This is a genomic window from Peribacillus muralis (assembly GCF_001645685.2).
Taxonomy (GTDB): Bacteria; Bacillota; Bacilli; order Bacillales; family DSM-1321; genus Peribacillus; species Peribacillus muralis_A.
In genome coordinates this window covers 4349573-4366175 of the sequence record NZ_CP017080.1, presented here as the reverse complement: position 1 = coordinate 4366175, position 16603 = coordinate 4349573, and the positions used below count along the sequence as shown (strand labels likewise).

General features: G+C 43.8%; 16 protein-coding genes. 11 read left to right on the top strand and 5 right to left on the bottom strand.

Features of this window, described 5'->3' with window-relative positions:
- Positions 1-98 precede the first annotated feature (98 nt).
- Positions 99-965 carry a DUF4349 domain-containing protein gene (locus ABE28_RS21215; RefSeq protein ID WP_064462465.1) on the top strand — a complete coding sequence of 289 codons (867 nt, stop codon included), beginning with the start codon at positions 99-101 and terminating at the stop codon, positions 963-965.
- Between the two features lie 49 nt (positions 966-1014).
- On the opposite strand, the gene ABE28_RS21210 is transcribed toward ABE28_RS21215, so the two are convergent.
- The 4 genes from ABE28_RS21210 to ABE28_RS21195 form a co-directional block, all read right to left on the bottom strand.
- Positions 1015-2382 carry an amino acid permease gene (locus tag ABE28_RS21210; RefSeq protein ID WP_064462466.1) on the bottom strand — a complete coding sequence of 456 codons (1368 nt, stop codon included), beginning with the start codon at positions 2380-2382 and terminating at the stop codon, positions 1015-1017.
- Positions 2383-2697: 315 nt separating this feature from the next.
- On the bottom strand, positions 2698-3852 hold the full coding sequence (locus ABE28_RS21205) for an endonuclease (protein WP_064462467.1): 1155 nt from the start codon (positions 3850-3852) through the stop codon (positions 2698-2700).
- A 207-nt stretch (positions 3853-4059) separates the two neighbouring features.
- Positions 4060-4407, bottom strand: a complete 348-nt coding sequence (locus ABE28_RS21200) for a phage holin family protein (RefSeq protein ID WP_064462468.1) — start codon at positions 4405-4407, stop codon at positions 4060-4062.
- Positions 4408-4618: 211 nt separating this feature from the next.
- On the bottom strand, positions 4619-5509 hold the full coding sequence (locus ABE28_RS21195) for a TetR/AcrR family transcriptional regulator (protein ID WP_064462469.1): 891 nt from the start codon (positions 5507-5509) through the stop codon (positions 4619-4621).
- A gap of 540 nt (positions 5510-6049) precedes the next feature.
- Here ABE28_RS21195 and katA point away from each other — a divergent pair.
- Entirely contained in the window at positions 6050-7504 is a 1455-nt protein-coding gene (gene katA, locus ABE28_RS21185; protein WP_064462471.1) for a catalase KatA, read from the top strand.
- Positions 7505-7687: 183 nt separating this feature from the next.
- Positions 7688-8881, top strand: a complete 1194-nt coding sequence (locus tag ABE28_RS21180) for a M14 family metallopeptidase (protein ID WP_064462472.1) — start codon at positions 7688-7690, stop codon at positions 8879-8881.
- 405 nt (positions 8882-9286) lie between these two features.
- Here the strand turns inward: ABE28_RS21180 and ABE28_RS21175 are convergent, their stop codons facing one another.
- Positions 9287-9619 (bottom strand): hypothetical protein, encoded by a 333-nt coding sequence (locus ABE28_RS21175; RefSeq protein ID WP_257390655.1) that lies wholly within the window; start codon positions 9617-9619, stop codon positions 9287-9289.
- A 281-nt stretch (positions 9620-9900) separates the two neighbouring features.
- On the opposite strand from ABE28_RS21175, the gene purT reads away from it, so the two are divergent.
- The 8 genes from purT (at position 9901) to rpmG (ending at position 16556) form a co-directional block, all read left to right on the top strand.
- Positions 9901-11058 carry a phosphoribosylglycinamide formyltransferase 2 gene (gene purT / locus ABE28_RS21170; protein ID WP_064462473.1) on the top strand — a complete coding sequence of 386 codons (1158 nt, stop codon included), beginning with the start codon at positions 9901-9903 and terminating at the stop codon, positions 11056-11058.
- Positions 11059-11650: 592 nt separating this feature from the next.
- Positions 11651-13030 (top strand): alkaline phosphatase, encoded by a 1380-nt coding sequence (locus ABE28_RS21165; RefSeq protein ID WP_064462474.1) that lies wholly within the window; start codon positions 11651-11653, stop codon positions 13028-13030.
- Positions 13031-13049: 19 nt separating this feature from the next.
- Positions 13050-13694: a DUF4352 domain-containing protein gene (locus tag ABE28_RS21160; RefSeq protein ID WP_064462475.1), complete on the top strand. Its 645-nt coding sequence runs from the start codon at positions 13050-13052 to the stop codon at positions 13692-13694.
- A 105-nt stretch (positions 13695-13799) separates the two neighbouring features.
- Positions 13800-13952: a YpzG family protein gene (locus ABE28_RS24710; RefSeq protein ID WP_081092541.1), complete on the top strand. Its 153-nt coding sequence runs from the start codon at positions 13800-13802 to the stop codon at positions 13950-13952.
- A 237-nt stretch (positions 13953-14189) separates the two neighbouring features.
- On the top strand, positions 14190-14564 hold the full coding sequence (locus tag ABE28_RS21155) for a nucleotide excision repair endonuclease (protein WP_064462476.1): 375 nt from the start codon (positions 14190-14192) through the stop codon (positions 14562-14564).
- Positions 14565-14710: 146 nt separating this feature from the next.
- Positions 14711-14881 carry a hypothetical protein gene (locus tag ABE28_RS25315; protein WP_156775866.1) on the top strand — a complete coding sequence of 57 codons (171 nt, stop codon included), beginning with the start codon at positions 14711-14713 and terminating at the stop codon, positions 14879-14881.
- Between the two features lie 319 nt (positions 14882-15200).
- Positions 15201-16379: a GTP-binding protein gene (locus ABE28_RS21150; RefSeq protein ID WP_064462477.1), complete on the top strand. Its 1179-nt coding sequence runs from the start codon at positions 15201-15203 to the stop codon at positions 16377-16379.
- A gap of 27 nt (positions 16380-16406) precedes the next feature.
- Entirely contained in the window at positions 16407-16556 is a 150-nt protein-coding gene (rpmG, locus tag ABE28_RS21145; RefSeq protein ID WP_064462478.1) for a 50S ribosomal protein L33, read from the top strand.
- Positions 16557-16603 lie beyond the last annotated feature (47 nt).

The following is a 16603-nucleotide window of genomic DNA, read 5'->3' as shown; positions in this document are numbered from 1 at the left end:
TGGACGCCTTCTTTTTTGTGTTGGAACTACTACATGCAAATGAGTGTAACTTTTTTCCATCCTATTCGTCGGTACTAGTAAGAATAGGAGGAATGACGATGAACCGGAAAAAAATGATGCTTATATTCAGCTTGTTCTGTTTACTTGCGGCATGCAGCGGCAATGGAAAGGAGGATTCAGTGTCGGAATCAGAGGATCAAAAGGCGAGCAGTAAAATGGATGCTTCCTTTTCCGGTGATGAGAAGCCGGAAGAAAAAGTCGCCAAACAAGAAGGGCTTACTGATGAAAGGAAGGTCATTCATCAAGCCCAGCTAGAATTGAAGGTAAAGAACGTTGAAAAGGTGCAACGGAAGATTGAGGAGAAGGCAAAGGAATACGGAGGGTATGTCGTCGAGTCCAATGTGTACCGGGAGAATGAAGAAAAGATGGAGGGGGCGATAACGGTACGAGTGCCGGAAGCCCGCTTTCAGGATTTCCTTTCAGCTAGCGAAGGTGAAGCCTCGAAAGTGGTCGGAAGAAATGTGACCGGCCAGGATGTAACGGAGCAATATGTGGATCTAAAAGCAAGATTGAAGTCAAAGAAGACTGTAGAGGAACGGCTGCTTGCCTTTATGCAGGAAGCCAAAAAGACGGAAGACCTGCTGAAAATATCCACTGATCTTGCCGCGGTTCAAGAAGAAATAGAGCAGCTTACCGGGCAAATGAAGTATATTGAAAACCAAACTTCCTATTCAACGGTCACGATTACGTTGTCACAGGATGGAATCATTGTACCAGGCATTGATAATGAGGACTTGAATACATGGGAGCGAACGAAGAAACAGCTTGCAACGAGTGCGAATCTACTGCTTAAAGCCGGTTCGGGAATCATCGTATTCATCATAGGAAACTTGCCTATCCTCGTTATTGTAGGGGGCGCGGGTGTGTTGGTCCACGGGGCCATGAGTAGAAGAGGGAAAAAGTAAGTGAAAAAAAAGAGGGTGCCCACGCTGAATGGGGCACCCTCTTGTGCATTTATCTGCTTCGTTTATGCAAGCCTGTCGCATAATACAAGACTACGAGCAGGATGATCCAAATCGGACCGACGATAAGGGCGATTCGCGTATCTGCCGAAAAGCCGAGTATAACCATTACGAATACCAAGAAAGCGAGAGTTAGGTAAGACGTGAATGGGAAAAGAGGCATCTTATAGGATAAACCTTGTTTTTCTCCCGGACTCATTTTCCGCCTTGAGATGATTTGCGTGATAAGTATGGTTCCCCATGTCCAAAGTGCACCGAATGTAGCGACACTTGTAACGTAACTGAAAACCTTATCCGCTTCCATATAGTTCAGGTAGACGCCGAATAGAAGCACGACAGCCGAAACGATGATGGCCACGCCAGGAACGCCCGATTTTGTCGTACGTTCGAAGCTTTTAGGTGATTCACCTTGCTGGGCCAGGTTGAACAACATTCTTCCGGTACTGAAGATACCGCTGTTACATGATGATAGGGCCGCAGTCAGAACGACGAATTGAATGATCCCTGCTGCACCCGGGATTCCGATTTTGTCGAACATCATTACGAATGGACTGTTTTCACCATTCATTTGATCCCATGGAGTGATCGATAGAATGACCGTAAGAGCTAAAACGTAAAAAAGTAAAATGCGATAAAAGACCGTATCGATGGCTCTTTTTAAAGATTTTTCAGGGTTTTTAACTTCACCTGCGGTAACACCTAGCATTTCGATTCCCAAGTAGGCGAACATGACCATTTGGAATGAAAGCATGACGCCGGAAATGCCATTAGGGAAAAATCCGCCATGCTCCACAAGGTTGCCGAATCCAACCGCGATTCCGCCGTTGCCCAATCCGAAGATGATCATTCCGAAGCCAAGAACGATCATAAGGATGATCGTCACGATTTTAACGAGGGCGAACCAAAACTCCAATTCACCGTATGCCTTTACAGCAAGAAAGTTAATGGTCGTCATGATGGCTAGAGCGGCTAACGCCCATGCCCACTGCGGGGTTCCAGGAAACCAGAATTGCATGTAAATCCCGACCGCCGTAATTTCAGCCATACAGGTGGCTATCCAAACGAACCAATAGTTCCAACCGGTGATATAGCCGGCAAGAGGTCCGACATATTCGCTTGCATAGCGGCTAAAAGAGCCAGCCACTGGATTTTTTATTGCCATTTCTCCTAGTGCCCGCATGATAAGATAGATCATGAGGCCGCCAATTGCATATGAAATGATTATGGCAGGACCGGCCAATTTAATCGCAGATGCCGAGCCAAGAAATAGACCGACACCGATGGCTGCACCAAGAGACATTAATGCGATATGTCTTTCTTCCAATCCTCTGTGCAGTTGAGATTCTTTGGAGTTTTGCATAATTTTCCCCTTTTCTATGTTGGAGTTTCATATTCCCTATCTAGCATTTTATCACTAGTAGAGCTGCTTACATATTATTTATTGATTTTTCACATAATATTACAACTAAATAATATATTTTAATAGATAGATTGTAAAGAAAAAAATGAAAACGCTTACTATGAAAGGAGTCTACTTTAATTTCAGCTTTTAAAATCTATTAATATCCATATTTATTGCTATTTAAACAAAATTAAATTATGTGATTTTTCTGAAAGTTAAACGTTGCCCATTTTAAAAGCTGTCCCTTTTTCAAGGAACAGCCCTTTAGCTGAACTATTTCCAGATGGCGGAGGCCCATTCAGGGTGATCTATAAAAGGGTTGCGATTATGCTGGTATTTATTATAAATGACTTCGTTTCGGTTACGTTCGAAGGCATCGACTGGGTCCTGTTCATTCCATTTCAGCAGGACAGACAATTTTCCATGATAAGGGGCAGTGCCATTGTTCACTTGATTATTGAGCTCCAAATCTATTTCCCCGTCATCACCCTCGTAACGGACTGCCATATAAAAGAGCATCCGGGCAACATCGCCTTTGACACCATCGCGTGGTTCCCAGGAGTCCGAATCATAATAATTCCCTTTTGCCTCCGAGTGTTCAGAACCGCCATTATCGAAGTCAAGGTTATTTCTTGTACTGTTGACGGAAACATCGGCTGGGCGAAGGTGATGCAAGTCGGTACCTGGTCCTAAGGTAGTACCGAAATCCCCATGTGATTTTGCCCAAACATGCTCACGATTCCAATCATTGACACCGGATCCATTCACTGTTTTTCCTTGGGAGCGTCCTGTATATAGAAGAATGACATTATTGGCGTTATTCGGGTCCTCATCGGTTTCCCGTAAAGCATCCCACACATTTGCATACGATATTTCAACATGGTCATCGATGATTTCATGGAGTGCATTCTTAAGCGATGAACCTGATTTTCCAATTGCGGTGTCATAGTACGAGCCCGCGCCTGGTGTAACCGGAACGGAAGCATCGCTTGAGTTCATGGCAGTGACATCCTTTATGCCAGGATGGCTGAAATATGCACCAAGCACACCGGTGACCGTTATTTTTTTCCCTTTTAAAGCTGGCTTCGACTGTAATCCGAAATCAGGGCGAAAAGATGCGGGAACCTGAATATACGCCATATTGGCCGTGTTCGTTTCCGAAGGGCTGTCTGCTAATGCCAAAGCATAATCATTCGGATAACTGCTCGTGACGACTGCATTGGCAGAGATGGGCTGACCCACGACATAGCCCGAGACCGTCTTAATCGAGCCGTCTTGCTGGGAAATGACCTGGGAAACGGAAAATGGAGAGGATACGGAGCCTGCTCCTGTTGCCGCGAATGATGTGGTGCTGGTTAGAACGGGAATAAGGAAAGCAAGCATGAATAAAAGGGATAGGATAAATCTTGGTCCATGTTTTCTGAACATGTTATTCCTCCATAAATCGATTCATGGCCGTCTCCTGAGAAAAGGGCATGTGTATGTAAGATTATGGATGCAAGCCGTTTTTTCCTTCTAGTTTGTCAAAAATGAGAGAATACAGCTAGTGAGGGGGAGCGGAAATTAGGGAAATAGCCCGGGAAATATCGAAGTTTGCCAGTGAAAGGAAACGGATGTAAAAAAACCGCCAGCATCCTACTGACGGTTTTTTTTATTCTTTTTTATGAGCAGGCTTTGAATGAAACTCAATAACAACGATCCGATTAAAGCTCCCCAAAAGGAATGTATGACAAAGCCACTGACTAGGTAGGAAGTGATTTGGAATGTGAAGGCATTGATAATGAACGAAAACAATCCGAACGTAAGGATGGTGATCGGCAATGTAATCAGTTGTAAAATGGGTCTGACGAGCAAGTTCATGATGGATAATATGAAAACCGCCAGCAGGGCTGTACCGTAAGATTTGATCGTGATGGAGTCGAGAAGCCAGTCAATAACGAGCAACACGAGCCCGTTGATAAGAAAACGCATGATTATATTCATGAAAAACTCCTCCTGAGATCACACTACTAAAAGTCATTATACTAAAATTTGTGGATATCAGTTATATGTTTGCAGAATTGTCACAAAAAAAGAAGGGTACGGAGCCAATTTCCTTTACAAAAAGCGAAAGACTCCTAGAAAGGAGTCTCCGAATGTCACCAAAGGAGTTCAATTGGGAACAGAACGCCCAAAAAGGCTAGGCCAGTTCAATTCAGCTATTGGCAATGACCTTTTCGAATTCCCTTATTTCCGCTGTATCCTTAAGCTTTGGGCTGGTACTTAGGGACAGCAGGGCACTTTCAATGAGGAAGATACGTGGATCGGAGTTTTGTAAAAATTCCTCTTGGATAAAATGGATTAATTTTAGGTTTTTTACCCGCTCTGCTTCATCATCCTGGCAAAGCTTGAAGATCACTTTTTTCAGGTCGGTGGCAGAGTGTAACAGTGCTGTATGAAAATCCTGCTCTGTATGGAAGAATTCAGGCAGCCATTGCTTGATGAGATCAGGCTCCAATAGCTGTACGTTGGCTCGGCTCACGTCTTCAAAAATCGTTTTAATTCTATCTACACAATAACGAATGATTTCCGTAGGGTTGAAATCGGGCTCTTTAGCCAAGGAGTTAAAATGTATCATTTGATGCATCATCCCTGAATAGAGGATGGCACAGTCCAGAATATAAGGTTTTTTCTCGTTACCGAATATTTCGAGAAACCGTTTTGATAGCCAATGTATATTTTGGAATTTAACATGTGTAATGAAATTCTTAAGATCGGTGTCATTTGAAATCATGATTTCTTCATACAAAGAAAATAGTTTACTACTTTTATTGGAGTGTATTTGCAATTCGGACTGTTTAATGAAAATTTCTATATCTGCAAGGTTTTGGCCGATAAGCAGCTCATTCCGCTCCGTCTCGAATTTCTCCTTTGCGGAAAGGAAGACTGCCTTAAGCAATTCACTTTTAGAAGAAAAATAGTTATAAAATGTTCCTTTTGAGATGCCGCTATAATCTAAAATATCCTGAATCGATGTTGCTTGATACCCTTTTTCTATAAATAATTCATGTGCATATTTAACTACAAGCTGTTTTCGCTCATTCATCTATATCACCCTTAGTCTTATTGGCCGGACATTTTAACGTAATAGTATCTTATTTTACAACTGAACACAAACCGGTATATTCCCAGCTCCCCTAGTGAATGAAGGGCTGCGGCCGCTTAGGCACAAGTCGATTAATCGTTCATTTTAATGGGAACGATATGGTGACATCGGGTGTTTCATTATGTGAATCTTGGCTGCTGAAGTGAACAAAGTCACTGGCCAACCGGCTCGTTTGTTATAAAATGAAAGTGTGATTCTCGATTACTATGACAATTGGTGGAGAATTGATAAAAGAAAAGCTCAAGAAGGAAAGACAAAGGTTGATATCCATACCATTATTGGGGATTTATTGCTGGAAAATGATCAATGAACGTGATAATATAGCTAAAAATTTCCAAAATGTAATAAGAATGGATAACTTGTTAATCGAGCTGATAATAAATTGATTACTATATTAAAATTATTATAAATAAGTATTGATTTTTTCTTGATAAGCTTTATCATTATATACATAAATAATAATGAAAAGGTGGTTCAATTATGACAAATAAGAAAAACCTTACTACAAGCTGGGGCGCACCAGTCGGAGATAATCAGAACTCGATCACGGCCGGCCAGCGCGGACCGGTACTCATTCAGGACGTGCACTTATTGGAAAAACTGGCCCACTTCAATCGTGAGCGCGTACCTGAGCGTGTCGTGCATGCGAAAGGGGCAGGTGCATTCGGCACTTTCGAAGTGACGAACGACCTTTCTCAATATACGAAAGCTAAGCTTTTCAATGGTGTTGGCAAGAAAACGGATATGTTCATCCGTTTTTCCACGGTAGCCGGTGAATTGGGCTCCGCCGATACGGTCCGTGACCCTCGTGGCTTCGCCGTCAAATTTTACACGGAAGAAGGAAATTACGATATCGTCGGCAACAACACGCCGGTATTCTTCATTCGTGATGCGATCAAATTCCCGGATTTCATTCATACACAAAAGAGAGATCCCAGAACACATTTGAAAAACCCTACGGCAGTTTGGGATTTCTGGTCACATTCTCCCGAATCCTTGCACCAGGTTACGATTCTGATGTCCGACAGGGGCATTCCGGCAACACTTCGTCATACACATGGTTTCGGAAGCCATACATTTAAATGGGTGAATGATGAAGGAAAAGGCGTCTGGGTGAAATACCACTTCAAAACAGAACAGGGCATCAAAAACCTGGATGTGGATCTAGCGGCAAAATTAGCAGGTGAAAACCCTGATTACCATACGGAAGACCTTTTCAATGCGATTGAAAAAGGGGACTTCCCTGCATGGAAATTGTATGTTCAGATCATGCCATTGGAGGATGCGGATACATACCGTTTCGATCCTTTCGATGTAACGAAGGTTTGGTCGCAAAAAGATTACCCATTAATTGAACTTGGCCGGATGGAACTGAACCGCAATCCTGAAAACTACTTTGCGGAAGTGGAGCAAGCCACGTTCTCACCAGGGACATTCGTGCCAGGTATTGAAGCTTCACCAGACAAAATGCTTCAAGGGCGCCTATTCGCCTATGGTGATGCTCATCGTTACCGTGTTGGCGCGAATCACAACCACCTGCCGGTAAACCGTCCGAAAGTGGAAGCGAACAACTACCAGCGTGATGGATTCATGCGTGCAGATGACAATGGCAAAGGCTCCGTTTATTATGAGCCGAACAGCTTTGGCGGTCCTGTGGAAGCGACGGAAAATAAATTGGCTCCTTTTGAGGTGACTGGGCAAGCTGCCCAAGTCGGCCATAATTCGGATGATCACTACACACAAGCGGGCGACTTATATCGATTATTGAGTGCCGAAGAGAAAACCCGCCTCGTGGAAACGATCGTCGGCGCAATGAAGCCTGTCGAGTTGGAAGAAATCAAACTTCGTCAAATCGGTCATTTCTACAAAGCCGATCCGGAATACGGAACACGCATCGCTGAAGGTTTGGGCTTGGCCGTGCCGCAAGAAGCGTAATATACAACCAATCTATTAAAAAGCAAAGCGGGCACCCATTGGATGCCCGCTTTGCTTTTGCGTTCATGAATGTTCCAGTTGGAGATCGATGTCAATCGGAACAAGACGGCCATGCTGCCTTCAAGGGCATTAGCCATAATTAATCAAAATGAGCATACATATATGATTAAGGGGAGGTGCAGTATGGACGTTTATGTGCGTCAGAATGACTCTTTATGGTATTATAGCCAATTATTCAAGACGAACTACCAACTGATCGTTGATTCCAATAGGGGGATTGATCCACAGGCCCTCATGATAGGACAGCAAATCAAAATTCCCGGCTTTACGTCGACAGCATATAAGATTAAGCGGGGGGATTCATTATGGGCAATCGCCAAATCCCGTAATCTTTCATTGGATGCCTTATTTGTGGTGAATCCTACCCTCAACCCGAATGCCCTGCAAGTCGGACAGACGATAGATGTACCAGTGAGGATTACGTGGAGGCTCGTACAAGGGAATCAGAACTATGATTATGAAACATTGCTTACCGATGTTGGACGGTTGAAAAACATATACCCTTTCATTCGAACAACCCCGATTGGTGAAACGGTATTGAATAGGGATATCCCCGAAGTGTTGATCGGGCAGGGAGAGAAACGAGTTCATTATAATGGTTCGTTTCATGCGAATGAATGGATTACGACCCCTGTGATCATGACCTTTTTAAATGACTATTTACTGGCACTCACGAATCAGACGGCCATCCGCAGCCTTTCCATGTTTCCGTATTACCAACAGACGCTGCTGTCGATCGTCCCGATGGTGAACCCCGACGGAGTGGAGTTGGTGCAAAATGGTCCGCCGGAAGAGGAGGGTTTGCGAGAGCAGCTTGTGGAATGGAATAACGGCAGCGAAGACTTTTCAGGGTGGAAAGCGAATATCAATGGTGTCGACCTGAACGATCAATTCCCCGCCAAGTGGGAGCTGGAGCAAGCCCGCAATATGGTCAATGAACCAGGCCCGGCGAATTATTCTGGAAAAGGACCACTTACGCAGCCTGAAGCGATTGCGATGGCAAATTTAACGCGAAAGCGTGATTTCGCCAGAGTCCTCGCATTCCACACCCAAGGGGAGGTCATTTATTGGGGGTTTGAAGGTATGGAGCCTCCAGAGTCTGAAACGATAGTCAATGAATTTGCGAGGGTAAGTGGATATGAGCCTGTCAAATCCGCCAATAGCTACGCAGGATACAAGGATTGGTACATTCAGGACTGGAGGAGGCCAGGTTTTACCGTAGAGCTTGGCAAGGGAACCAACCCGCTTCCTATATCACAGTTCGATGAAATTTATCAAAAGTCGCTCGGGATTTTCCTGGCGGGATTGTATATGTAAATGTTGAACATGCAAAAACGCTCTACTCCTTGTCGATAGGGGGAAGAGCTTTTTATTTTATGCACTTTTTAAAACGATGAGGGCTGCTGCAAAAAATAAGTAAAGGGTTGCTCTACTTATCGATTGCCTGTTCAAGTCGCTAGTAGGCCTATTAATAACGGTCATTCACCATTATTGGTCAAGGAATATGCAGCCCATGCCTATGGGTACTCAAATCTTTTTACGGTAATGAAGCTTACCCTCTTTACCGCTTGTATCGGCCCCGCCTACGCCAGATACTTTGACGGCCACGCATGCCATCCAACCTATATTCATTATAATAGTAAGCGCTTACATTTACAAAGGAATTCGTAGTGCAAATTTCGACATTCCAAGCTTTCATCAGGAAGAAAGCTTGGAGTCAGATTACATGGCCATGAATTCCTGAAGCTTTGTCGTTAGCCCGCCTTTGCCAAATTTAATCGCCCTCGACTGCCCGCTCGTTTGCTCGGGGGCGGAAGCGTATTCCAGAAAAGCTAACAGGTTGATTCTCCGGTATTGAATATCGACGATGCCATATTCATGGAGCCAATTATCGATTGTATTGTAAACCCCTCTATTCAGGGCATATTGCTGCTGGCACCAATGAAAAAACATTCTGTCTGGAAGATTAAGGTGCTTCATCTCTTCCAATCTTCCCTTTTTCTTATCAACTATAGGTAATATAGGTGATATGTGACGATGCGCTTTCTTTTGCATAATGGATGCCCCTCTCTTTTCCTTTCCATAAATTAAAAAACTCCCTAATCTTTGGATTAGAGAGCCTCCAGTGTTCTGGTCAGCCTGTGGGTTTTTGTTTATATGAAAAAGGATAAAGGATATTGTTCCTACCTGTCAAGTTGGTTTTTATAAAGAGTGATATTTTTATGGATTTCGTGGTATTTTTAACGAGGAATAGCTTTATATACGAATAAAAAACATTTTTTTTACATTATAGTTCGTATATAATGTGTTTAAGGTTATGAAGGGGGAGAGGCTGAATGTATAAATCCAAAAAGCTTTTATTATTGGGCTCAGGTGAACTGGGGAAAGAGATTTTGCTTGAGGCACAGCGTCTTGGGGTTACGACAGTTGCGGTTGACCGCTATGAACATGCCCCTGCCATGCAGGTTGCTCACAGCAGTCATGTCATCGATATGCTGGATGCAGCACAACTTAGGGGTGTGGTGGAAAAAGAGCAGCCAGATTTGATCGTACCGGAGATTGAAGCGATCGCCACTGCGGCATTAGTTGAATTGGAGGTAGAGGGCTTTACCGTCATTCCGTCGGCAAGGGCAGCTCAATTAACGATGGATCGGGAAGGAATCAGGAGACTTGCTTCCGAAACCTTGAAACTTCCGACTGCCGCCTACAAGTTCGCTGATACATATGAAGAATTTGTCCAGGCTGCCAAGGAAATTGGCTTTCCGAATGTCGTAAAACCGCTGATGAGCTCCTCAGGGAAAGGGCAAAGTGTGTGCAAAACTGAAGGTGACCTGGAAGACTGCTGGAGGATCGCCATGGAAGGCGGCAGGGTTCAAAATGGACGGGTGATCATTGAAGAATTCATCCGTTTTGATTCGGAAATCACCCTGCTGACAGTTAGAGCCGTAAACGGAACCATGTACTGTGCTCCCATCGGCCATGTTCAACAAGGCGGGGATTATATCGAATCGTGGCAGCCGCATGATATGACGGAAGCACAGATGAACGAAGCGAAGCGGATTGCCCTTGCCATTACAGATGAGCTTGGAGGATACGGATTATTCGGAGTCGAGCTTTTCCTCTCAGAAGATAAAGTCTACTTCAGCGAAGTATCCCCCCGTCCGCATGATACGGGACTAGTGACATTAGTGACACAGAACTTATCCGAGTTTGCCCTGCATGTCCGGGCGATTCTGGGATATCCCATCCCTGAAATCAAATTGATCACGCCAGGAGCAAGCCGGCCATTAAAGGCGACCGAGGAGTTATCGGAATATTCGATAGTCGGTGTGGAGAACGCATTGTCTGTTCCGAATACGGAGGTGCGCCTCTTCGGAAAACCCGTCACCAAAATGGGGAGAAGGGTCGCCGTTGCCTTGTCATCAGCTGATGCAGTCGAGGCTGCGAGGGAGAATGCAGCGCAGGCTTTGGAATGTTTAACGGTGGAGAAGTAGGTGGGGAAGACGCTCCTGGATTGGGGCGCTTCAGTTATTTTATAGTTGTTTAAGGGTATGTATGATTTCTACTTTGCGTATATACGAAGATGAGTGCCCTAGAGTTTCAATGGTGTATCCGTTGGCCGTTCCTTTCCACTTCAGGCACTCGCTTTCCGCGGGCGGTCGGGGAGCCTCCTCGGCTTTTAAGCCTGCGGTGTCTCCCCTAGACCGTAATTCCCGCAGGAGTCTCACACCTTCCGTTCCAATCCGCTATGCGTGTATATGAAGATGAAATCTTTAGTGCCCTAGAGTTTCAATGGTGTATCTTTTCCACTCTACCTTGTTTTAACTTTGAGATAGAACCCCTTGTGCCTACAAACTGGGTGCTCCTGCAATGGGCGCCTTTTTGGCATGAATCCAACAATTCCCCTTTTTGCCACATTGGAAAATGCTGCGATTCATAACCGATGTAATCAGCATCTCCGTTAATGCTGAATTTACCTTGCCTTCATAATAATCCTACCGTATTTTTACATACCCTTGACACTGTGTTCATCTTCATCCCTTATAGTTTAAGTGAATATTCAAACATTAAAGGGAGGTCATTCATTTGAATCGTACTAGTACATGGAGTAAGAAAGTTTTGCCGTTTACACTCGCATCGGCACTGGCATTTGGAAGTTTTACATACGCTGCACCAGAACCTGCATCGGCAAGGGACAAGTCGAATAAAGATCCGGAAATCAGGAATGTCATCTTCATGATAGGTGACGGAATGGGTGTTTCTTATACGTCCGCTTACAGGTATTTAAAAAATGACCCCAATACCCTGGTGGCGGAACGGACAGAGTTCGATAAATACCTGGTTGGTCAGCAAATGACATATCCCGAAGATGCTGCACAAAATATTACCGATTCAGCTTCGGCCGCAACGGCAATGTCTTCCGGCGTAAAGACTTATAATGCTGCGATTGCGGTGGATAATGATAAATCCGAAGTCAAAACGGTCCTAGAAGCTGCGAAGCAAAAAGGAAAAGCGACTGGATTGGTTGCCACCTCAGAAATTACTCATGCTACACCGGCATCATTTGGCGCCCATGATGAAAGCCGGAAAAACATGAATTCGATTGCCGACGATTATTATAAAGAACTGATCAAGGGCAAGCATAAAATCGACGTTCTCTTAGGCGGCGGGAAATCCAATTTTGTCCGTCCGGACATCAATTTGGCGAAAGCCTTCAAAAAAGATGGATATAGCTATGTGACGGATAAGAAACAAATGCTCAATGATAAAAATGAACAGGTGCTTGGTTTGTTCGCTTCCGAAGGACTCCCGAAAATGATTGATCGCCCAAGTGAAACACCTTCCTTGAAAGACATGACCAATTCGGCGATCAAGCGCTTGGATAAAAATAAAAAGGGGTTCTTCCTGATGGTCGAGGGAAGCCAAGTCGATTGGGCTGGACATGATAATGACATCGTTGGCGCCATGAGTGAAATGGAGGACTTTGAAAAAGCCTATAAAGCCGCGATAGAATTCGCGAAAAAAGACAAACATACCTTGGTGGTGGCTACTGCAGACCATTCTACAGGAGGATTCTCGATCGGGGCCAAAGGAATATATAACTGGTATGGAGAACCGATCAAAGCGGCCAAACGCACCCCTGATTTCATGGCGGATGCGATCGTTAAAGGTGCTGATGTTGAAAAGACTTTAACGCAATTCATCGACCAAAATAAATTGAAGCTAACTAGCGAAGAAATAAAGACGGTAACGGAAGCTGCCAAAACAAAAAATGTCACGAATATCGATAATGCCATTGAAGCGATATTTGATAACCGGACTAATACAGCATGGACCACCGGAGGTCATACGGGTGAAGATGTACCGGTATATGCTTACGGACCCTACAAAGAGCGTTTTGCCGGGCAGGTCGATAATACCGATCATGCCAAGATCATCTTTGATCTTTTGAAGAAGCAGAAATAATATTTCAGGGAGGGAATCCATGAACAGATTACTAATAGGAGCCCTTATATTAACCACATTTGGGGCTCTTAACACCCAACCTGCATTTGAAGAAAAGGCGGCCAAAGGAAAAACGGATGAGATGTCCGCACCACTGGTGAAGAAGGATGTCTATGTTCCGAATCCGCAGCTGCCTGATGATAGGAAGCTTACCCAAATCGGTCAGAACGCTTCGGATGCAAAGGGCGATTTAACCTTAATGGCCCATAAAAAAGTGGATCAAGCGGTCACGGTCGGACCAATCGAAGTAAGCGTCAAAGATATGAAGGTGATGCACGCTACCCCGGATTACAGCATGATTGATTTCTTTCATGGATATACACATGATGAGGATTTCGACATCGTTAAAGTGAATGTTGAAATCAAAAACAATAGCGATAAGAAAATCAAGTTCTCACCGGTCGCTTTTCTTGAAACCGATAAAGGGGAACACCTTCCATGGGAGGATGACATTTACCTGGAAGAACTTAGCGGTGAATTGGACGGGAATGCAACGAAAAGCGGAAACGTAGGCTTCATTGTAAATAATGGGGATGTGAGGGGGATTTCCTTCATGACAAGTGACGCGGTCAATGGTGAAGGGAAGGTCCTGGAAAAAGGGAAGTCGGTTGAGTTGGAATTTTGAAGGAAATGGTGTATGAAAGCTCTGGAAAAATCAAATACTAGAGCAAGTGATAGAGATGTTTATCACTGCTGAAATATCCAAATCCTAATGATGGGGTGACACAGAATGAGTTATAAAGATCACTTAGATCCACATTCTCAAAAGTTTCACCATAATTGGACAAGACCTAAGCGTTCGAAGTCTCAAGTTAATGGCCATACGGAAGTATCGCAAACAAACATTATCCTAAGAAGCAATGCAAAGGCTCACAGGTGGTAACGGATATTTCGACTAAGAAGGAGGCTCTTATTGAGTCTTCTTCTTTAATATTTCCTGGCGGGTCAAACGGCCGCAAGTAATAGGAACCCGAAAGAACTCTATAGCGGCATGCATGGCTTTTCGTTCATAATTATGATACCATTTATCTTTAAGGAAAAAGCGATTGGGCTGTATGCTTCTGGATCATCACAGAAGTTTGGAAGCTTCAGCTGATACAAATAGAGGACGTGAATTGTAATGATAAATATTGAAATCCCTGCAGCGGATATTAGCATTAAACAAAGAAAACAAGTGATCGAGGGAGACGAAGCAGTCATTCCGGAGATTTATGGTTTTATCGATTTCCATTTGATTCCCCGCGATAAAGGCGGCATCATCTTATTTTACAATGAACGCGATGAGCTGATTTTTGTCGGGAAAGCCCGTAAGCTAAGACCAAGGGTCAAAAAGCATTTTGAAGATAATGTCTCTCCAATCAAAGAGCACCGTAATGAAGTGAAGAAAATTGACATTCTTATCGTCGAGGACGCCATGGAGCGCGAAATTTACGAAACGTATATGATCAATACCCTTCGTGCTAAATACAACGTCGATAAAGTGTTTTATAAATAAGGAAAACCTCTGAAAAGCTGACTGCATATGCACTCAGCTTTTTTGTATATACAAAAATAATTCCGTACATTTACAGCAGCTACATGTTAGGTTAACAATGTTGGTTTATATTTAAAGTATTCCAATACATTCTCAGGAGGAAGCTATTGAAGAAATTACTTTGTAAAAAGGTGTTAGTTATCTCGATCGGGACAGTGATTGCCTTTGGGAATTTAACGTGGTCCGTTTCACAAGCTTCTAAACTGGCGAAACAGAGAGAGATTGAAACTTTTGAGCAAAAGACAGTAACATCTTCAGGGCGGGAAATGACGGAATAAACACAATAACAAATGATGAAACGGTGTTCACGATCATCAGTAAATGATAAAGCTGCCATTGAGGTTCCTTACACATAATGTTATGTGTGCTGGGGCTTCAATTTTTATTTATCCAAAAGGCCTATGCTCAGGTGGCGGAGCAACTTGATAACATTGGTTCCAAAAAGTATTCGGGGGCAATATTGAAAAAAAACTTGCAAATAGTAATCATTACGTTTTATTATTAAGGAGTGATTTTATTTGTTGGTTGCTCCGGGATATAAATCGTAATGATTTTGATTTGTTTACAGGAATTGAATCAGGTAAGAGGTGATAAGGGATGGAGAAAAAGAAAATTCCGGTTACGGTATTGAGCGGCTACTTAGGAGCGGGAAAGACGACGCTGTTGAATCATATTCTTGAAAATCGGGCTGATCGGAAGGTTGCCGTCATCGTTAATGATATGAGTGAAATAAATATTGATGCTTCCATGGTCAAACAGGGTGGGTTTACCCGCACGGATGAAAAACTTGTCGAAATGCAGAATGGCTGCATTTGCTGTACACTTCGAGAGGATTTGATGATTGAAGTCGAGAAATTGGCAAAACAGGGTGATATCGATTACATCTTGATTGAATCGACAGGGATCAGCGAACCTGTTCCGGTCGCACAAACTTTCTCTTATGTGGATGAAAATATGGGCATCGATCTATCGGAATATTGCCGACTCGATACGATGGTAACAGTTGTTGATGGGCATAGTTTTTGGAAGGACTTTGCCTCCGGTGAGAATCTTATCGACCGGAAGCAGGCTGCTGATGCTGCTGATGTCCGGGAAGTGGTCGATTTATTGATCGATCAAATCGAGTTCGCCAATATAATCCTGTTAAATAAAATCGACTTGATGGAAGATAAAGACGTGGCGGGATTGAAAGCGGTCCTGCATAAGATGAATGCGGATGCAAAAATCATAGAAACGGCATATTCCAGGATTCCATTAAAGGAAATATTGAATACGGGACTATTCGACTTTGAAAAGGCAAGTCAAGGAGCGGGCTGGATAAAGGAATTGAATGAAGAGCATATCCCGGAAACGCTGGAATACGGTATAGCCTCGTTCGTTTATAGAAGGAATGTGCCCTTTCATCCCGTGCGCTTGATGGCTTGGTTGGAAAAATGGCCCGTGCAAGTCGTACGGGCGAAAGGGTTCATTTGGCTGGCATCCAGAAATGATACCGCAGGCTTATTGTCACAGGCAGGACCATCATTAACGATACAAGGAGCGGGTGAATGGATCGCTGCTTATCCTGAGCATGAGCAGCACCAAATATTGCAGGAAGCTCCTGAATTGTTAGCCCGGTGGAATGAAGTATACGGTGATCGGCTGACGGAGCTGGTGCTGATCGGCATCGAAATGAATCAGCAAGTTATAGAGGCGGAACTGGATCATTGTTTATTGACGGAAGCGGAGATGCAGCAGAATTGGTCGTTATATGAAGATCCACTGCCTGCCTTTTAAAGGAAAAATGGAAGGAGGAAAAGGAAGATGAGAGTGAATATTACTTTAGCATGTACGGAGACAGGGGACCGTAACTATATTACAACGAAGAATAAGCGAAATCATCCTGATCGAATTGAATTGAAAAAATATTGTCCACGCTTAAAGAAACATACGATCCATCGGGAAACGAAATAAGCACCGGAATTAAATCGTAATGATTTTGTTTTATTCGGACGGACAGT